Here is a 20,051-nt window from a genome sequence, read left to right as displayed (position 1 = left end):
ATTTGGAGAATTTCCCGCTGATTGAGGATGCGATCGCTGTTTTTAAAGGCTTTTTGGCTCCGCCGCTGCATACTTTTTCAATCTTGATAAAATTGTACGTTTTTCAACGTATCAATCTTGATCTTGCCTGCACGATAGAATTGATCGAGTTTACTGAACAGCTTAGTTGCCAGTTTTTCTACAGCTGAGCGTTTGGGATTTTTGAGTGCTTTTAACTGTTTAAAGTAGATTAAAGTTTCCTGCGGATCTGCTTGACCCTTGGAGATTTTTACTTGTTCTATTCTGTCATCAAAATAACAAACCCCTGGCATAACATCGTGTCTTACTGGTAGCCCTACTTTAGCAGCGGCTAATCCCATTGCACTGCCAACCCCTATGTAGACTCCATGAACATCAAAATAACGTGAAATCATTTCACATAGTTTGAGAAACTCAACTTCTTTCCCAGAATCTTTCGTGACTACAAACAAGTTTTCATAGATAAAAGTGATATCTTCATTTTCTATATTTAAATCCAGTTTTTGCGCCATCTTTTTAATGTAATCAAAGTCTCTAACCTTACTTGGTCTAGGTATTTCACCCTTGTTAATCATTATTTGATTGTGTTTCACCAGACTGGCACAACTTCTGGCTGTTATTCCTGGTAACCATTTTAAGTCTTCCGGAATTGGCGCTAATATCCGCATATCTGCATCAATACATATGCAAGATTCAAACATAGATAATGCTTTTTCAATCAGAAACTTTTTATCGTTGTCACAATAAAAATACTGTCGATGTTTAACAGCAATAACATTCGTTTGACCTCTAAAACTTTTGGGATTGTCTGTTAAAACTAAAAAAGGCGTTTTGGGCGAATATTTTTCTATATCTTTCGCCAATAGCAAAGCTATATTTCGGTATGTTTGACCCACGGCTAATGTTGCAAAACAAAAATTTTTTGATATTTGTTGTGCCATTTTTAACTCCTGATTGTGTTTTTTTTTCATGATATATTCAATTTTTTTTACTATTTTTATAATGATTAGAAAGTTTTACTTTCTTTCTAACTTGATTAAATACGCTGATACAAATATTCATCCGCTCCCGAAATTCCTTAACATCCATTGCATCAATATACTTAAAAAGCTTTTCGGGACTCTTAAAATCGCAATAGTCTAAAAAGCTATTTTTTGGGAAATCTTCGTATATTTTATTTCCCTCACCATAGTATATCGGCAAGCATCCATATCGAATGCTATCCCATATTTTTTCACTGCAATAATAGTCTGAATTAGTATTTTCAAAACACAGATTAAAATGATAATTTCGCATTACTTTAGCTTTTGCTTGTTGCCAATCTCCCCCCCTAGAGTTTTCTATTGATATACCTTTTGGCCAGTCCTGACCGTAAACATCTACTTTATTTTGTTTATAACCTTCTAATGCTATTTGAGTTCTCAAATAGCATAAATCGAGTTCCCTACCTTCTTTTTTAAAGCTCCATTTTTTTTGAGCGTTTCTATAAACCATCATCGCTGCTACTTTTTTGTGCTTGAAGTTGGGAAAGTTATCTTCATTTAAAAGCTCTAACTCGTCAATTTCCCAGTAGTTTTTGAAAAAGTCGTCTGTAAATGGAAAGGTATAATTATTTAAATATATGTCTCCGGTATAGGCGTTCATGATATGGATTTCTGGAATCCAGAAGAATCCATCAATTTTATTTTTAAAGTTGGGATCTTTCCTGGGTTCGCTTGTCCACACAAGGTATTTTTTCTTGGAGCCAAACCTGTATCTAATCCGACTTAGCGCATAACTTTTAGAAGCAACAAACAGATCGCAATCTAGATTATCGATGACGCTAATGCCTTTGTCATTCAAAAATTTAATGTCTTCTTTGTTACTGAAGGGAGTGAATGACATATCCCCCACTTTTAGTATTTTTATCATTTGTCCAACTATCCTGTTAATAAGCTTTACGCATTTAAATTTTATCTGGGTAAACAAGAGAAAATCATCCTAAATTCCTTTGTGTTACCTGTTGCGTATCCCAACTATCAATTGTAGATGCACACTAGCTTATCGCAGTTTTAAAATCAACCCTAATCAACTCATTAGAGACTGCAATCAATTGTAAAGAGAGCTTAAGCTCTATTTGATTATATGTTATACTGTTTCCCAGTATTATGGCTACCCTATCTATAGATCTTAATGAAAAAATTACAATTTACCTAACATATTTAAAGAGAGTAATAGCAATTTCCTGGATTTTTGGCAATCCGTCCCTGAGAAAGCAAAGCCGCTGATTGCAGCCTAACCGCTAAAATTATCAAGAGTCCTTGCTGCATCTTGCCCTAACCCACGACCATGCACACTTCAGTAGAATTCCAAGACGAATTTGATGTCATCGTAGTAGGTGCAGGTCACTCTGGCTGCGAAGCCGCACTCGCGACTGCACGACTCGGTTGTCGTACCCTGCTGCTGACACTAAATCTGGATAAAATTGCTTGGCAACCTTGTAACCCGGCGGTGGGTGGCCCAGCGAAGTCGCAATTGACCCACGAGGTCGATGCCCTGGGTGGGGAAATCGGCAAAATGGCTGACCGCACCTATCTACAAAAGCGGATTTTAAACTCTTCCAGAGGGCCTGCGGTTTGGGCGTTGCGCGCGCAGACGGATAAGCGCGAATACGCCGCTGTAATGAAGGGAATTGTCGAAAATCAGGAAAATCTCAGCATCCGCGAAAGCATGGTGACCGATTTGGTGCTGGGTGCGAATGATGAGATTATCGGCGTCGAAACTTATTTTGGTGTGGCGTTTGGCTGCAAGGCTGTAATTCTGACAACTGGCACGTTTTTGGGCGGTCGTATTTGGGTGGGGAATAAATCCATGTCCGCTGGACGTGCGGGGGAATTCGCTGCTGTTGGTTTGACGGATACTTTAAATCGGCTGGGTTTTGAAACTGGACGCTTGAAGACGGGAACTCCGGCGCGGGTGGATAAGCGGTCTGTAGATTACAGTAAGATGGAACCCCAACCAGGGGATGCAGAGGTGCGCTGGTTCAGTTTCGACCCCGAAGTTTGGGTGGAAAGGGAACAAATGTGCTGCTATCTCACCCGCACTACCGCAGAAACTCACCGCCTAATTCGGGAAAATTTGCACTTGTCGCCAGTATACGGCGGCTGGGTGGATGCGAAAGGTCCGCGTTATTGTCCCAGCATTGAAGATAAAATTGTCCGCTTTACCGATAAGGAAAGCCACCAAATTTTTATCGAACCAGAAGGTCGGGATATTCCGGAATTGTATATCCAAGGGTTTTCTACCGGATTGCCAGAAAACTTGCAGTTGCTTTTGCTGCGGAGTCTTCCCGGTATGGAAAACTGCGTCATGCTGCGTCCGGCTTATGCGGTTGAGTATGATTATTTACCCGCGACTCAGTGCTATCCCACAATGATGACTAAGAAAGTTGAAGGGTTGTTCTGTGGGGGGCAAATTAACGGTACTACTGGATACGAAGAAGCTGCGGCACAGGGAATCGTAGCCGGAATTAATGCGGCGCGGTTTGTTCGCGGACAGGAAATGGTAATCTTTGCCCGTGAAGAAAGTTACATCGGGACGCTGGTAGATGACCTGTGTACGAAAGATTTGCGCGAACCTTACCGGATGCTGACTTCGAGGTCGGAGTATCGGTTGTTATTGCGGTCGGATAATGCAGACCAGAGGCTAACGCCATTGGGGCGGGAAATTGGGTTAATTGATGACCGACGGTGGGAAATGTATAGCCGGAAACAGGCGAATATTGCAGCGGAGAAACAGCGGTTGCAACAGATGCGGGTGAAAGAACATGATGAAGTGGGAGTGGCGATCGCGCAAAACACCCAGCAAGCAATCAAAGGTTCGATTACCCTGGCAGAACTATTGCGCCGTCCCGGTTTCCACTATATCGATTTAGACCGATACGGTTTGGGCAACCCCGACCTCGACCGGGTAGAAAAAGAAGGCGCAGAAATCGATATTAAATATTCTGGCTATATCCATCGCCAGCAACAGCAAATCGATTTAATTGCGCGTCAGGAACATCGCAAACTGTCGCCAGACCTGGATTATGCGTCAATTTCCACCCTGTCGAAGGAATCCCGCGAAAAACTGGCCAAGGTAAGACCGCTGACAATTGGTCAAGCAGCGCGGATAGGAGGGGTGAATCCGGCAGATGTGAATGCATTGATAGTGTATTTGGAAATGCGTTCCCGTCAGCCTAGCGCCAACGAATCCGCTGCCTTCGTCTAAATTGGCTGGCTTCCTTAGCTGGGCGAATTATCATAAGCTAGAACCTGATCGTTGCAATTGGGTTCTAGCTTAAGTTTTGTATCACCAGTTGCAACCGGGTTCAGAATCGCAAAAGTAGTCCTAAATTAGATGCAGCAACTTTGAAAAGCGAGCAATATATGTCTTTAGATGTGAGGAATAGCCGAGTTGCCCTCAAGCCGTTGAGCGAAGATATGAAGAGCCAACCTTGGTCGATGGACGCCGCCGCCGACCGCTTAATGGATGATGTATTTGCAGAAGTTGACACGATGCTCAAAAGTGGCGGCGAACTCAGAAGCGAACCCGCCGAACCAGAATATGTGACGATGCAGCAGATTGCGGTGCCTAGAATCAACATGCCACCGACGATGCAGGCGCGTCCACTAGAAGCAGAACCGCCCGCGCCTGAAAAAGCCGAAAAACCGGAAAAATCGGGTAATTCGTTTGAAAAATTGCTATTGGTTGCGGCTTGTACTTCCTTGGGAATTACCTTGCTGTTGTGGCTGGCAAGTTCTGGTAGGTTAAATGGGTTGCTTGGGACTGACGCGCCGTCAAAGTCAGTGGCGCAGAAAACAGTATCGCCCGCAGATAGCCAGTTTATGGATTATATGCAGCGATCGCTCGACAGGTTCGACCAACAATCAGCAGCGCCTCAACCAGAAGCCGCCCCCCAAGCCGCACCGCAAGTCGCTAACGCTCAAATTCCGGTTCCCTTTCCCGGAACGCTGCCAGCCTTGTCCGATCGCCCCCAAAGCGTTCAGCGATTTTACATCCCATCTGCGCCACGAGTCCAGACTGTCTACATCGATCCTACTGTTGTACAGCCAGCGCCATCCCCCCAACCTAGTCCAGCACCAAGGAATCGTCCGGCTGCCCCAGGGGCTGCCTCTGGTGCTAACGCTGCGCGGGCGCGCGTTGCTGCCCCAGTGACCGCCGCTGGTGCGAACCTGGCACCAAGGACTCGCGTTGCTGCCCCAGTGACCGCCGCTGGTGCGAACCTGGCACCAAGGACTCCCGTTGCTGCCCCAGCGCCATCTCCCCAAGCTACCCCAGCACCAAAGCCTCGCCCAGCCGCCCCATCCCCCATGTCTCGACCGGAGATCAAAACCTCCCGTCCCGCCATCCCAGTCCAAGGCCCTCAACCAAAGGCACTTGGGGTAAAACTAGGGCCACCATTGCCCCAGGAAATGGTTACCTCCCGTTCCCCCATGCCAGACCCCGTCCCACGGTCAACGGTAGCCTCGCGTCCCGCCCCCGCACCATCCCCCAGACCCTCGATAGCCGCGTGGCGTCCCGCCCCCGCCCCATCCCCATCCCCGAGAGCGACGGTAGCAGCGCCTGCCGCCCCCGCCCCATCCCCATCCCCGAGAGCGACGGTAGCAGCGCCAGCCGCCGTGCCAGCACCGGCTTCTACCAGTGCAGCAACTCCTTCTGCAGTACAACCAACAAGGCGAGCCGAGTCTACCCAGGCAGCTGCGCCTCAACCTGCTATTCGGCACGTTCTCAGGGGGGTGTTCAAAGCAGAGGATAGCTCTAAAGATGCCGCCCTGTTTGAAGTCAACGGCGTGACGCGCCGGGTGAGTGTGGGCGAAAGCATTAGCTCTAGCGGATGGAGTTTGGTGGAAATCACCAACGGGGAAGCAGTTATCCGCCGCAACGGCGAAGTGCGCTCGATTTACTCAGGACAAGAGTTCTAATCGAGTCTGGGAAGCATAAAAGAGGGAAATAGTCAAGTGTTCGCGCGGTGGAAGGGAAATTCCGGCTACGACGCGATCGCTTGACCTATGATGAAAGTGAGCCAGCATGTTGGGAACGCTAACGACCAGCAGGGGAGTTGAAAACCGTGGGTTTATTTGAAGATTTCAGCCGATTTTTAGAGACACGCTTGGAAGAATTTATGCGGAAGAACCCGCATCTAGAATTACAAGCGCTAGAAGAACAGCTGCGGGAACAAGAAGAAGGCACCCTGCGACTGATTGCAGATTCACAGTTGCAAGAGAAAAAGTTACAAGATGAAATTCTCTCTACCGCTCAAGAAATCCAGCGCTGGCATATCCGGATAGAGAAAGCCAAAGCAGCTAATAGAATGGATTTGGTTAAACCTGCCGAAGAGTACGAAGCAACTTTACTGCGGAAAGGTAACCAGCTTTGGGGACAGATGCAAGGGATTAAAGCGCGAATCCAAAAAGCAAAAGAATTGCAAAATCAAATACAGCAAAGGCGGCAGGAAGTACGCACTAAAGCCGCTGAAGTTGCCGCAGCGCGATCCAACCCTAAAACCGAGCAAAGCGGGGAAACAGCAGGTTGGAACAAGGGTAATTATAAACCTTTCACCGGGCCAGACTCTTTGGAAGACAAATTTAAACGCTGGGAAGCGCAGGAAGAGTTAGACCAAATGAAGCGGAATATGGGGCGGTAGATGTGCAATTTTTATGCTAATGGCTAATGGCTAATGGCTAATGCTCCAGGATTTGCCTAAAAGCCCAACAACAAAATAAAGCCGCTGGGGTGTTTCTCATCTTTGCCAGAAAATTGTAATCTTTTTTAAAGATGAGGATACTAATCGGTGAGGGGTCACAATGTACATCGTACAAATTGCGTCTGAATGCGCTCCAGTTATTAAAGCTGGAGGGTTGGGCGATGTTGTTTTTGGACTGAGTCGGGAGTTACAGGTTCGGGGACATGGGGTAGAGATTATTCTACCAAAGTACGATTGCATGAGGTACGACCATATTTGGGGACTCCACGAAGCCTATCGCGATTTAGAAGTACCTTGGTTTAACGGGGCGATTCGCTGCGATGTCTATTGCGGCTGGGTACACGGACTGTTATGCTTTTTTATCGAACCCCGCTCTAGCGATAATTTCTTCAATCGGGGTTGTTATTACGGTTGCTTGGACGAACACATGCGCTTTGCTTTTTTTAGCAAGGCGGCTTTGGAATTTCTGCTCAAAACAAACAAGCGTCCCGATGTGATTCACTGTCACGACTGGCAAACTGGTTTAGTTCCAGTCATGCTTTACGAGATTTATCAATATCACGGCATGGCGAATCAACGGGTATGTTACACGATTCACAACTTTAAACACCAGGGAATTGCAGGTGCAAACGTTCTCCACGCAACCGGGTTGAATAACGAGGCATACTACTACGACGAAAGCCGCCTTTTGGATAACAATGACAAAACCGCGATTAACTTTATGAAAGGCGGAATTGTTTACTCGAATTTTGTCAACACGGTTTCGCCCCACCATGCCTGGGAAGCTCGTTTTTCAGGAATTGGCTGTGGGTTGCAGCCAACCTTGGAAATCCACCAAAATAAGTTTGGCGGCGTTCTCAACGGCATCGATTATAATGTGTGGAATCCGGAAGTAGACTCGTACATTCCCCATCCCTATGGTGCGGATAATTTGAAGGGGAAAATGCTGAACAAGAAAGCTTTAAGGGAGCGTCTCTGGCTGGGTAATAGCGATAAGCCAATTATTTGCTATATCGGTCGTTTGGACGATCAAAAAGGCGTGCATCTGGTGCATCACGCTATTTATTACGCCCTTGGTAAAAAAGCGCAGTTTGTTTTGTTAGGCTCGGCTACAGAACCGGGTATTAATTCTTGGTACCGCCATGAAAAAGACCACTTGAACGATAACCCGGACGTTCATATAGAGCTGGGCTTTAATGAAGAATTATCCCACTTAATTTATGCCGGAGCCGATATGATTATCGTCCCCAGCAATTACGAACCTTGCGGGTTAACGCAAATGATTGGTTTGAAATACGGAACCGTGCCAATTGTGCGGGGAGTTGGCGGTCTTGTGAATACGGTTTTCGACCGGGACTATGACGCTGATAAGAAGCCTAAAGAACGCAATGGTTATGTATTTTATCAGACAGATAATCAGGCGATTGAATCGGCAATGGATCGGGCAATTAGTTTGTGGTATCGCAATCCCAAAGACTTCCGCCAACTGATCGATCAGGGGATGGAGTATGACTACTCTTGGAACAATCCGGGGCTTCAATATGTGGGGATTTACGACTATATTCGACACAAGTAAGAATTTCAGATTGCAGATTTCAGATTGCAGATTTAATTCAATCGAAAATCCGCTCTAATGTCCGGCGGCATTGATATTGGATAAAGACGGGGGGTTTACAGCGGATTGCACCCGTATGAGGTACACCTTTGACAGCAGTGTGCGGGCAGCATTAATACTGCGCGCTTGACAAACGAAGCCCTTGGGCTGTACCTCACTAAGAAAGCAATCCGCTGTATACGTTCGTAGTGTTGATGGTGCCGTACTCTCGTAAGAGAGCACCCTACATTCTGAAATCTGAAATCTAAAATCTAAAATTGCTCCAATGTTTGTTTAATTTGGGGAAATTCATCTATTGCTTTGTAGAGGCGTTCGATTTCAAAAGTTTCTAATGCTGTTTGCAGGGTTTGGGAATATTCGAGTAATAAAGAACATTGGTGTTCGGTTCCCCACTCGTGCAAGCGTTGGATAAATTTACGAATATCTCGCGTAATTAAGGACTGGCGAAGCGACTGCCATTGTGTTTCTTCTTGGCGGAGTTTTTCTAGGAGTTCTGGTAGGTTTTTTATTGTTTCTGAATGTGAGGATGGGGAGGTTGAGGGGACATCAGTTATCTTATCGTTTGATAGCGCTGACTCTTGAGGGAAAAGGTTTTTGAACTGGGAAACTAATTGATAGCGGGTGACGGGTTTGCGTAAGAATCCTTGGCATAAAGAACTCACCTGTTGCTCTTGTTCAAAGGCAGCGGTAACGATAATAATCGGAATTGACTGGGTTTGAGGATTGTTTTTAAGAGAAAGTGCGGTTTGATAACCATCTAAATTCGGCATTCGCAAGTCTAGAAGAATCAAATCGGGATGGTAATGTTGCGCTATTTCAATCGCTTCTATTCCATCTTTTGCCATCAAGAGTGCGTGTTTTGTTCCGGCAAAATAGCCTTGGATTAAGTCGCGGTTGGATGGGACATCATCTACTACTAAAATTGTCATTGTTGGAAATTGATTTAGGTTGCAATCTAATTCGGGTTGGGCGGATGGATTGCAAGGTGAAGCAGCGCAACTTATGTCTGGGAAAATGAAGCGGAAGGTGCTACCTTTACCTAATTCGCTTTGTAATTGAACGGTTCCGCCCATCATTTCTGTGAGGCGCTTGGTGATGGCGAGTCCTAATCCCGTCCCGCCGTATTTGCGATCGCTTTGTCCTTCGGCTTGAATAAAGGCATCAAAAATCCGTTCCTGTTGTTCGGGAGCAATGCCAATTCCCGTATCTTCGATGAGGAGTTCTAGTTGGATTTTGCCTCGTTCCCAGGCTCCTGCCTGGGAATGCAGATTGCCTCGTTCCCAGACTCCTGCCTGGGAATGCAGATTGCCTCGTTCCCAGGCTCCTGCCTGGGAATGCAGATTGCCTCGTTCCCAGGCTCCTGCCTGGGAATGCAGATTTTCGATTGTTTGGCTTTTAAGGGTAATGCTTACATAGCCAGTTTCGGTGAATTTGAGGGCGTTACCAACAACGTTAAACAGGATTTGGCGCAGGCGAACTTCATCGAAAATGATGCTGGGGGGTAAAGTCGGAGCGATCTCGGTGAGGATAGCCAGATTTTTTTCGGCGGCTTTTTGGGAAAAAATATACACTATTTCGTTAATTAAAACTTGCAAATTAAGCGGTTCGTAGCGCAGTTGCAGTTTTCCTGATTCGATTTTGGAGAGGTCGAGGATATCGTTAATTAGGGCAAGTAAAGTTTTACCGCTAGCAGAAATTGCATTTAAATAAAAACGCGACTGCGCCTCTGTTACTAAGTCTTGTAGCAAATGGCTAAAACCGAGAATCGCATTCATCGGGGTGCGAATTTCGTGACTCATGTTTGCCAGGAATTCGCTTTTGGCACGATTGGCGGCTTCGGCTTTTTCTTTGGCTTGAGCTAGTTCGGCTTCTGCAAGTTTGCGCGAGCTAATATCCATCACAATCCCGTGCCAACAAATATCGCCGTTTTCTCGTCGTTCGGGTTGAGAGTTTGCTTGCAACCACTTGATTTTTCCAGAGGGGGTGATAATGCGCCACTCATGCTGGAACCTGTCTAAAGTCTTGACATTGCGCGCGAGCGCAATATCATAAGCAGATCGATCGTCTGGATGGATTTGAGCAAAGAGGATTGCTGCATCTTCAAGAACTTGCTCGGCGGTAACCTCGTGAATTTCCTCAACCGCTCGATTGATATATTCACATTCAAAAGAATTGTCTGGATGCATTACCGCCGAGAACATCAATCCTGGTGTAGCTGCTGCCAGGTTTTGCAGTTGATTTTGACGTTGTTGCAAGGCTGCTTCGGCGCGTTTTTTGTCGCTAATATCGCGACAGACACAGATCAATCCCCCTCCTTCCACCAAGGTGAGAGAAACTTCCTCGGCGAATGTAGTACCATCCTTTTTTTTAGCAGTGGCTTCTCCTTGCCAACACTTCTGTTCCAACAGGATGGGAAAAACATCGCGCTCAAATCGACTAATTTCTTCCGGATAGTAGAGTTCTGTCCAAGTTTTGCCAATTAGTTCGCTAGCGTCACTGTAGCCAAATATAGTGGCATGGGCTTTATTGAGATAGGTGTATTCACTATTTTGATTCAGAATAGCAATGCCTTCTGTAGCGGCTTCGATCACTGCTAAATGGTTTTGCAGAGTTATTTGTGCTTGTTTGCGTTCGCGCAGCGCGGCTTGCCGTTCGCTAATATCCAAGGTAGTACCAAACAGACGAACTATCTCCCCTTGGTTATTGAAGACAGGTTCCCCTCTCGTTTCGACGTAACGGATTGAACCATCTGGGCGGATAATGCGTATATCTGCCTCAAAAGGTTGTCCGGCAATGACTTTCTCCTCGATCAGTTTGAGATAAGTTTCCCGATCTTCAGGATGAATATAATTGATTAATTCACCTGCTTGAGGTGCAATTTTACTTGGTTCAAGCCCGTGAATGCGATAAAGTTCTTCACTCCAAGTCGTTGTTTCGGTGGCGACATCGTACTCCCAACTGCCGATGTGGGCAATCCTTTGGGCTTGTTGCAGTTTGGCTTCGATTTGCTTGCGATCGCTTATTTCCACCACAACAACTCCCAGATAAGACGCCTTTCCGTCTGGGTCGAAAATCGGGAAAGAAGACACTAACCAGTGACGCAAAATACCCGGTTGACTGGGAATTTCACCGCTCATTTCTTGGTTGATAATCGCAACGCCTGTATCGAGTACCTGTTGATGTATTGGTTCTACTACAGCAGCCAAATCCGGCAGAATCTCGCCCATTGTTTTACCAATATGCGCGGCGACGGGTAGTCCGTTAATATCTGCCATCACTTGATTAATTTGAACGCACCGCAATTGCCGATCTCGGATCAGCATTCCGATAGGAGCAGCGGCAAAGAAAGCATTGAGTTGCGCTTCTCTCAGCGCGATTTCTCGTTCTAAAACTTTGCGCGAGCTAATATCTTGAATTTGGGCAATAAAATATAGGGGTTCTTCTTCCTCATCCCGCACCAAGGATACAGATAAAGAAACCCAGACAACATGACCTTGTTTGTGGAAATATCGCTTTTCCCTTTGGTAGGTGCGAATTTCCCCCGCCAGCATTTGCCGCAAGTGTTCCAAGTCTGTCTCTAAATCATCGGGATAGGTGATATCCTGGAACTTTAAAGAAAGTAATTCTGCTTCGCTGTAGCCCAACATTTGGCAAAACGAGGGATTGACCTTTTGCCAGTGTCCATCGAGGGCGACTAATGCAACTCCAATTGCTGCATCCTCAAAGGAACGTCGAAATCTATCTTCGCTCTTTTGTAGTGCTTTGGTGCGCTCGCTCACCTCACGTTCTAACTCGCGTTCGTAGTTTTTCCGTAACTGTTCGATTTGCTGGCGATCGCTGATATCAGAAAATGTAGTAATCGCGTAAATAACATTACCCGATTCATCGAATACGGGAATGCTACGCACTTCTAAAGGAATAATCTTGCCATCGGTTCGATGAATTTCGATATCTTCTGTAAAGACAGTTTCTCCTTTTAAAGCGCGTAAGTTTGGCAATTGTTCGATGGGATAAAGTTGGTCGTTGCCAGCAATGTAAACTTGGTAGTTTGAAGATATATCTTCGGCAAATATCTCAGTGATGTCTCGACCAATAATTTCAATTCCGGCTCGATTTATCCCCTCGATGCGACCGCTGTCATTATGAATTGATATTCCTACGGGAATGCTCTCGAAAAATTTGGCTAATCTTGCTTCGCTTTTCCTGAGTGATTGAAATATGGCTTTGATTTGATCTGCCATCTGATTAAAGGATGTGGCTAACTCGCCTAATTCATCTGCCCGGTTGATATGTACGTGGTTATCCCACTGACCGATTGCAATTTCTTTCGCTGCATTGTTGAGGCGTATAATCGGTTTTGTCACCCAATTAGCGGTAATAATGCCAATAATAATTGACCCTAATGTAGCCGCAATACACAGCACAATCGTGGTGTGATTATTAGCATTAATTTTCTCCATAAAGTCTGATTCGGGAACAACCACCACAATTAGCCAATCCAAACCTAACCGATCTCGCCAAGGCGTGACATGGATAAATTGGCGCTCAGAATCAATTTTAAAATCCAGCTTTTGGTTTCTATCAATTTTACTCAGGTTACCAAAATGGTCTGTTAAATACTGAGTCGTCAATCGAATTAAAGCATCTTTACTATCGATTGCCTTGATTCTCTTTGCTTTGCCGTTAACTACTCTAAACGGTCGTTCCCCTGTGGAATTGGCTACCAGAAAGCCGTTACGTTCTAAGATAAAAGTCTTTCCCGATCGACTCACTTTTATACGAGCAATAAAATTACTCATCTGAGAAAGAAGATGGTCAATGCTAAGAACGCCGCTAATTTTTTTCGTTTTGTTATAGATGGGATAGCTAGCAGAAATAGAGATTACATCCGGCTGATCTTGCCATTGATAAATTTGACTCCAGATAGGTTTACCCGCCTTTACCGCATCGGTATACCAAGCTTCTTTGCGCGGTTCCCAGTCTTTAACTCCTAGAATTTTAGTGCGATTTCCCTGGTTATCTGTGGCGTAAATGTAAAGTTTACCAGGTTTAGATCGAGAAACTTGATTGATTAACAAGCTACCATTTTCTAGGCGTTCAACTCCGATAAATTCGCCTTGCGTATTGCCAAAGGAAATATAGCCGACATCAAACACTTGCATTTGTTTCCAAAAGTAGCGCCCCGTGCTTTCAAAGTCAGAGGTGTTCAACAGTCCTAACTCGATCGCACTCGAATTAATTTGATTAATTTGATGAGGGATGGATAGAAAATCGTCGAGTTGGTGAGCGATGCGATCGCTTATTTCCTGCCGTAATTTTAAAGCCAGTTCGTTGACGTCTTGTTGCCCATTTTTAAACGCGAGATACCCCACCAACCCCACGGTGCCAATTAGTTGCACCACAAAGGGGACAATGAAGACGGTTCGCAGTGGCAGTTTATTAAAAGCTTTATTCACCTATAAAATAAAAATGCTATAATGACTTTTATTCTTGAGTTTGGACGGGTTTAATTTTAGCGATCGCTTCCAATATTTTGTCATATTGAAAGTTTTCTGTATAACTTATCAGCACCTTTGCTAACTCGGTTTCTTGGTTCTCAATTTGGGCAATCACCCGATAGATCCTTTGATCGTCCAAAGCTAAAGCCGATGTTTCTAACTCGGTCAGCCATGAGTCTGGTAGGTTTTGCATAGCCGATAAATTTAGAGTGGAGTCACCCCCGGTGGATTTATCCGTTCCGCTTTGTTCGTAAAGAAAACGCACCCCTAAATATTGTATTATTTTGTCAAATATTACCCAATCTACAAAAGGTTTGTGGATGATATCATCGCAACCAGCCGACAATATATCTGGTTTTTGTTCCTCAAATACACTAGCAGTTATGGCGATAATAACTGTGGCTTGACCTTTTAAAGTTGCTTTAATTTCTTTGGTGGTTTCGTAGCCATTCATCACCGGCATCAGCATATCCATAAAAATCAAATGCGGCTCAAATTTTTCCCAAATTTCAATCGCTTCTCGACCATTTTCTGCGACTCGAACCTCAAACCCCACTTGGGAAAGCATTTGGAGCAATAGTTCGCGGTTACTCAATTTATCGTCTACGACTAAAATTCGGTAACGGCGTTGGTTGGGTGCGAGGGCAATAACGCGATTAAGCGGCAATTTACATTCATTGTTTACGGTTTCAATTGGGGTGACGGGGATTTGGAATTTAAAAGTTGTTCCCACATTTACTTGAGAATTTACAGTCAGATTGCCGCCTAAAAGTTCGATGTATCTCTGGCTAATTGTTAATCCTAAACCCGTTCCTTCCGCAGCGTCAATCCCCGCTTTGCTTTGCACAAATGGTTGGAAAATTTTATTGATTTCTTCCGGATAAATTCCCACGCCTGTATCGGAAACTTCAAATTGAAGCGTCAGTTGTCTGCTTTGAAGAGGAGGGGGTGACGCGGTGACAAGGGAGAGCGGTGATGTTTGAATTTGAAGACTCTCCGCGTCTCCTTGTCTCCACGTCCCCGTGTCTTCTTGGTCAATTGTCAATGATTCTTTGCTACTGACTACTGATGCTCGTAGGATGACACTTCCCGATTTAGTAAACTTAATTGCATTGCCGATTAAGTTAATTAAGACTTGACGGAGTTTTAAGCGATCGCTCACAATCAACTGGGGAAGATTGGGAGACATCACAAAATCTAAATCCAACCCTTTTTCAATAGCTCTGAGTCGGAACATCTCTTCTATTTCCCACAGCATATTTGACAAATTGAAGTCAGTATTGTTAACCGTTATCCGTCCCGCTTCAATTTTGGATAAATTTAAAATGTCGTTGATTAAATTGAGTAAGTGTTCTCCACTCCTACGGATAATATTCAAATTTTTTTGTTGTTCCGATGTCAGGTTAGAACCGTTCTGCATCAGTTGGGTAAAGCCAAAAATCGCGTTAAGGGGAGTCCGCAATTCGTGACTCATATTAGCCAAAAATGCACTTTTAAAGCGGTTAGCTGCTTCCGCTGCTTCTTTTGCCTCTTGCAATTTTTCTTCCGTGCGGCGGTGCGCCTTAATTTCTGCTTGGAGTTGTTGATTTTGCTCTTCTATTTGTTTTTTCAACCTTTGGTTAGTCAGTTGAGTTTCAATTCTGATCAGAACTTCTTCCGGACGAAACGGTTTAGTGATGTAGTCTGCCGCGCCTGTTTTAAAAGCTTCCAGCAAATTGTCTATTTCGTTGCTTGCCGTCAGAAAAATAATCGGAATCTGGTAAAAATCTGGGTCGGTTTTTAACTTTTTGCAAACTGCTAGCCCGTTCATCCCTGGCATCATCAAGTCGAGTAAAATCAGGTCGGGGTGGGCAGTCTTAACCCGCTCTAAAGCTTGCTCTCCGCTAGTGGCAAAGGTAGTTTCGTACCCTGCCTGCGTAAGCATCTTGCCCATCACTTGCAGATTTTGACTCACATCGTCAACGATTAAAATTAAGCAGTCTTCAGGGTGGAAAGGTTTCATCTTATACTTCATTTGGGGGCATGGGTGGATTGGGCGATGGCAATATATCTTTCTCTATAGAAGCTAAACTGAGACTTGGAAAAGCATAATAGTTATTTTTTGACATAAAACATTTATTTTCACTTTAATATGCCAACAGCCCCCTTGCATCCCTCCAACTTCAGTCGGGAGATGGGTTAATCTTTAAAGGTAGATCCTAAATGTGCATTTCTTGTGCAGAAATAAACTCTTTAATAAAAATTAATAAATCTTATCCAGCGAATCGGCTAAACATACCATAAAAGCTTTATTCTTACAATGGGTAAGAACCCCGGTTTTTTGAAAAAACCGGGGTTCTGAGGTTAAGACCTGAGACGCCCAGAACGCAGAATACTAATAATTAACCACAACCCTAAAAAACTCGCGACCCCAAATAAAGCATTGCTTAAAATAGATAGCTGACTGGTTTGTGTCGAGATAATTGCTGCCCCAATAATCAGCGAACCCACCACGATACTAAAAGAAAGTCGATTCGCCGCAACATCGACGGTGCGGCGTACAAGATCCAGGTCTTTTAGGGTTAAATTCCACTTTAAAGTTTCCGACGTAACCCGGTCTAAAAGCAATTCAATCTGGCGGGGAGATTGTAAGGAAAGACTTTTAATATCAAGCGCCGTTCTCAACAGCGCTTGCACCGGGTCGTTGCCAATTAATTGCCGTCGAAACAAATCTGTAATCAACGGTTTAACTTCATCCAAAAGGTTGATTTCCGGGTAAAACGAGCGCGCCACTCCCTCTAAATTCGCCAGAGTTTTGGCATACAATCCCAAATTTCCAGGTAAGCGAATTTTATTATTGCGGGCGACTTGCAGCACCTCGTAAAATGCCTGACTGAAATTAAATTGAGCCAGATTGATATTGTAGTACTTCCTCAACATGCGATCGTAGTCATTCTCTAACTGAGACACGCTGGTAGACTTAGTAAATTCGGCGAGTTGCAACGTTAACTGAGCGCACCGCTGAGCATCTAAATCCACAATTGCTAATATCATCTCGGTCAAAATACGCTGGGTGCGCGGGTCGAGGCGACCGACCATGCCGCAATCTAGCAGCGCTACGCGACCATCTTTGAGATAAAATAAATTGCCCGGATGGGGGTCGGCGTGAAAGAAACCATCAATATATAACTGTTGAAAAAAGGCGCGGAATAATAGGGTTGTAATTTCCTGTCGCCTTTCGGGCGTTAAGATTACACCCTTACCATTGCCGTTATTTTCCTCGTATATAACAGGGGCTGATAACAACGGTACTCCATCCATCCATTCCATTACGAGTAATTTTTCCGTTGTCAAATCCCAAAAAATTTCTGGCACGACGATTTGAGAGGTATCGAACCAGCGACTAGAGGATAAATTGCGCCGCAATTGGTCAGTAAAACCAGCTTCTCTGCTAAAGTCTAATTCTGCCTCTAGAGCGTTGCTGAATTCTTCTGCTAAAGACCTAATATCGTAGTCTTGCCCAAACTCAGTTAGCGCGACTAAATCTGCTACCCCTTTAATCAGAGAAATATCGCGGGCAACAATCGCATCAATTCCTGGACGCTGCACTTTAAGCGCGACTTCTCGACCATCAGCTAATGTAGCGCGATGAGTTTGGGCAATCGACCCCGCCGCAACGGGTTGTAAATTAATAGTGGCAAAAGTTTCTTCCAAAGGTTGTTTGAGTTGCTGCCGAATCACTACGTCAATTTCTGACCAGGGAACCGGCGGCACATCATCTTGAAGCGTGGATAATTCTTCAATATATTCCCCTGGCAAAAGGTCGGGGCGAGTACTCAACAACTGCCCCAATTTGACATAAACGGGGCCTAATTCGATCAAGATTTTGCGTAGAACCGCAGGCGGGGGTAATTGGGGTTCATCGGCTTTTGCGCCTGTCAGCAGCCGTCGCATGTAGTCCCAGCCGTTGCGTAAGACAACTTCGATAATATCTTTTTGGCGCGAAACGCTTTGGGTTAAAAACATAATGGCTAATGGCTAATGGCTAATTGCTAATGGCTAATGGCTAATTGCTAATGGCTAATGGCTAATGGCTAATGGCTAATGGCTAATTGCTAATGGCTAATGGCTAATTGCTAATGGCTAATGGCTAATTGGTGGGCATTATTGACCATTAGCAATTAGCCATTCGCGATTAGCTAAATAGGTAAACAACAAGGAATTATAATGCATCTGAAACCGGCGGTTGTTTGTGCGGCTTTTAGGGTAAGGCTGGCGGCGGTGCAATCTCTGAAACGTTGAACCGAGGATTGCACCGCCGATAACAAATTTTGCTCTGCGAACATGCGCTTGACATATTCCGAGCAAGATTCGTCACCGTGTAACAGTCTATGGGGGCAACAAAAGCCCTTGATGGGCGAGATGTGCTGCTGATAGGCACTAATTGCGTTTAGTGCCACTGTTCTGGCTTGTGTATCAAAGGTGCTTGTTTGCATGGGAATCCACTGACTCGACAAGCGACCTTTAAGTTTTAGCGGCTCAAGCAGTTTCAGTGCATCTACCTAGAGTTTAATACTATTTTAGATTTTAGATTGCCGATTGCAGATTGAGGAAACACGACCTTGCCATCACCCGAGGCCATCACCAAAGTTTCTTTGTCGCTCTCTCATTTCCTTTTCCACGATTTTTCAGAGAAACCCGGTTTCTTTGTCGCTCTCTCATTTCCCCATCCACGATTTTTCAGAGAAACCCGGTTTCTTTTAGATTGCAGATGGCAAATTTCAGATTGAGTAGGGGCACGGCTAAGGTAAGTTTTGTCGCAAAATCAAAGTTTTTCTGCTGTTCCCTACCGTGTTGCTCGGGGAATGGGCTATTACCCATTCCCCATTACCTCATAACAAATCTGAGAATTTTGGATTGTCTTGCAGGAGTTTGAGTACCTGTTTAATTTCTTGGGTGCGGTCTTTTTTGACGATGAGGGTGGCGTTGCGATCGCGCACAATCACGATATCTTCCAATCCAATCGTCACGATGACTTCAGTGTCATCGCTGGAGTAGAGAATTGCCCCTGATGTATCCAATCCTACATGATTGGCTAATTCTACATTTGGCTTATCCCCTTTCAGCAGGCGTTCGATCGCGTTCCAATCTCCTAAATCGTCCCAGCCAAACGACGCGGGGATGACGTGTGCCAGTTGGGTTTTTTCCATCAAGGCATAATCGATACTTTTCTTGGGTAACTTTGGATACGCATCGACGCCAGATTCTGCCAAAGGAGCGATGATTTCTGCTGCGTGGGCGTATAGTTCTTTTAAAACTACCCCAGTGCGAAAAATAAACATACCGCTATTCCAGGAGAAGCGATTCGTCGCCAGAAACCCTTCTGCGGTTTGACGATCGGGCTTTTCGGTAAAGCGGTTGACGCGGTAAGCAGGAAAATCCCCAAACGTGCCAATTTGTTCGCCTTGTTCGATATAGCCATAACCCGTTGATGGGTAGTCCGGCTTAATTCCCAAGGTAACAATTGCATCTTCTTTAACTGCAAGTGTTGCGGCGGCTAATAGGGTGTTTTGATAGGTTTCTTGGTCTGCGATCCAGTGATCCGCGGGGAAAAAACCGACTACGGCGTCTTCTCCATAGCGTTTCTGCGTTTCCAAAGCCGCCCAAGCAACTGCGGGGGCGGTGTCGCGCCCTTCAGGTTCTACCAACAAGTTTTCCGGTGGCAGGTGGGGCAGTTGGGAAGCGACGCCATCGGCTAACTGACCACTCGTCACCACCCACAGTTTTTCCCAACCAAGAGCGAGTTCTAGCAACCTTTGGGCGGTTGATTGCAAGAGACTGTTGCCACTGCCGTCTAAACTTAAAAACTGTTTGGGTCGGTGCTTGCGGCTGAGAGGCCAGAAGCGTTCGCCTTTACCACCAGCAAGGATAACAGGGATTAAGGATGTACTCATCGGTAACCTATCGCGGTATCTAATATTTTCAGTATTCCCACTAAGCTTCCCAGCCTACCCATGAATTTCCGGGACTTTTGGGGCGTCAGCGTTGCCCCTATTATCCGATCAAATCAACTATAAAGGTCGGTTTACAGCAGATTGCCAGCGAGTGAGGGAAAGCGAAATCGCTTTGTTTGTCAAGCGCGCAGCAAAAATGGCAGCCGCTATACAAACGAACGGTATACCGTACCTTTTATGGC

General features: G+C 45.2%; 12 protein-coding genes. 4 read left to right on the top strand and 8 right to left on the bottom strand.

Going from position 1 to position 20,051, the window contains the following annotated elements; translation table 11 throughout:
* Window positions 1-77 precede the first annotated feature (77 nt).
* Both MiSe_RS17550 and MiSe_RS17545 read right to left on the bottom strand, forming a co-directional pair.
* Complete coding sequence (locus tag MiSe_RS17550) at window positions 78-989, bottom strand: hypothetical protein (RefSeq protein ID WP_226582680.1); 912 nt, start codon at window positions 987-989, stop codon at window positions 78-80.
* Between the two features lie 7 nt (window positions 990-996).
* A complete protein-coding gene (locus tag MiSe_RS17545) occupies window positions 997-1,929 on the bottom strand; it encodes a glycosyltransferase family 10 domain-containing protein (protein ID WP_226582678.1) in 933 nt (310 codons plus the stop codon).
* Between the two features lie 417 nt (window positions 1,930-2,346).
* Here MiSe_RS17545 and mnmG point away from each other — a divergent pair, with 417 nt between their 5' ends.
* The 4 genes from mnmG to glgA all read left to right on the top strand — a co-directional run bounded on the left by mnmG (window position 2,347) and on the right by glgA (window position 8,339).
* Window positions 2,347-4,266, top strand: coding sequence for a tRNA uridine-5-carboxymethylaminomethyl(34) synthesis enzyme MnmG (gene mnmG, locus MiSe_RS17540; protein WP_226582676.1), 1,920 nt, complete (start codon window positions 2,347-2,349; stop codon window positions 4,264-4,266).
* Between the two features lie 140 nt (window positions 4,267-4,406).
* Window positions 4,407-5,981, top strand: a complete 1,575-nt coding sequence (locus tag MiSe_RS17535; protein WP_226582673.1) for a type II secretion system protein N — start codon at window positions 4,407-4,409, stop codon at window positions 5,979-5,981.
* A 146-nt stretch (window positions 5,982-6,127) separates the two neighbouring features.
* Window positions 6,128-6,703: a TIGR04376 family protein gene (locus tag MiSe_RS17530; protein WP_226582670.1), complete on the top strand. Its 576-nt coding sequence runs from the start codon at window positions 6,128-6,130 to the stop codon at window positions 6,701-6,703.
* A gap of 160 nt (window positions 6,704-6,863) precedes the next feature.
* Window positions 6,864-8,339, top strand: coding sequence for a glycogen synthase GlgA (gene glgA, locus MiSe_RS17525; protein WP_226582667.1), 1,476 nt, complete (start codon window positions 6,864-6,866; stop codon window positions 8,337-8,339).
* 290 nt (window positions 8,340-8,629) lie between these two features.
* Here the strand turns inward: glgA and MiSe_RS17520 are convergent, their stop codons facing one another.
* The 6 genes from MiSe_RS17520 to MiSe_RS17495 form a co-directional block, all read right to left on the bottom strand.
* Complete coding sequence (locus MiSe_RS17520) at window positions 8,630-13,834, bottom strand: PAS domain S-box protein (protein WP_226582664.1); 5,205 nt, start codon at window positions 13,832-13,834, stop codon at window positions 8,630-8,632.
* A 28-nt stretch (window positions 13,835-13,862) separates the two neighbouring features.
* Window positions 13,863-15,878 (bottom strand): response regulator, encoded by a 2,016-nt coding sequence (locus MiSe_RS17515; protein WP_226582662.1) that lies wholly within the window; start codon window positions 15,876-15,878, stop codon window positions 13,863-13,865.
* Window positions 15,879-16,219: 341 nt separating this feature from the next.
* Window positions 16,220-17,881, bottom strand: coding sequence for an ABC1 kinase family protein (locus MiSe_RS17510; RefSeq protein WP_226582659.1), 1,662 nt, complete (start codon window positions 17,879-17,881; stop codon window positions 16,220-16,222).
* A 173-nt stretch (window positions 17,882-18,054) separates the two neighbouring features.
* A complete protein-coding gene (gene yidD, locus MiSe_RS17505; protein WP_226582655.1) occupies window positions 18,055-18,351 on the bottom strand; it encodes a membrane protein insertion efficiency factor YidD in 297 nt (98 codons plus the stop codon).
* Window positions 18,352-18,595: 244 nt separating this feature from the next.
* The gene (locus MiSe_RS17500) at window positions 18,596-18,736 is read right to left on the bottom strand and encodes a hypothetical protein (RefSeq protein WP_226582652.1); all 141 of its coding nucleotides are present in this window, start codon (window positions 18,734-18,736) and stop codon (window positions 18,596-18,598) included.
* 11 nt (window positions 18,737-18,747) lie between these two features.
* Window positions 18,748-19,809: a mannose-1-phosphate guanylyltransferase gene (locus MiSe_RS17495; RefSeq protein ID WP_226582649.1), complete on the bottom strand. Its 1,062-nt coding sequence runs from the start codon at window positions 19,807-19,809 to the stop codon at window positions 18,748-18,750.
* Between the last annotated feature and the right edge of the window lie 242 nt (window positions 19,810-20,051).

The organism is Microseira wollei NIES-4236 (assembly GCF_020521235.1).
GTDB classification, from domain to species: domain Bacteria; phylum Cyanobacteriota; class Cyanobacteriia; order Cyanobacteriales; family Aerosakkonemataceae; genus Microseira; species Microseira wollei.
This window is presented reverse-complemented; position numbering and strand designations above follow the sequence as displayed.

What these genes read in the sequence shown, in the direction of transcription:
- mnmG (WP_226582676.1), top strand. Translation starts at nt 2,347, where the DNA reads ATGCACACTTCAGTAGAATTCCAAGACGAATTTGATGTCATCGTAGTA.
- MiSe_RS17515 (WP_226582662.1), bottom strand. Translation starts at nt 15,878, where the DNA reads ATGAAACCTTTCCACCCTGAAGACTGCTTAATTTTAATCGTTGACGAT.
- MiSe_RS17500 (WP_226582652.1), bottom strand. Translation starts at nt 18,736, where the DNA reads ATGGGTAATAGCCCATTCCCCGAGCAACACGGTAGGGAACAGCAGAAA.
- MiSe_RS17510 (WP_226582659.1), bottom strand. Translation starts at nt 17,881, where the DNA reads ATGTTTTTAACCCAAAGCGTTTCGCGCCAAAAAGATATTATCGAAGTT.
- MiSe_RS17550 (WP_226582680.1), bottom strand. Translation starts at nt 989, where the DNA reads ATGAAAAAAAAACACAATCAGGAGTTAAAAATGGCACAACAAATATCA.
- MiSe_RS17545 (WP_226582678.1), bottom strand. Translation starts at nt 1,929, where the DNA reads ATGATAAAAATACTAAAAGTGGGGGATATGTCATTCACTCCCTTCAGT.
- glgA (WP_226582667.1), top strand. Translation starts at nt 6,864, where the DNA reads ATGTACATCGTACAAATTGCGTCTGAATGCGCTCCAGTTATTAAAGCT.
- yidD (WP_226582655.1), bottom strand. Translation starts at nt 18,351, where the DNA reads ATGCAAACAAGCACCTTTGATACACAAGCCAGAACAGTGGCACTAAAC.
- MiSe_RS17495 (WP_226582649.1), bottom strand. Translation starts at nt 19,809, where the DNA reads ATGAGTACATCCTTAATCCCTGTTATCCTTGCTGGTGGTAAAGGCGAA.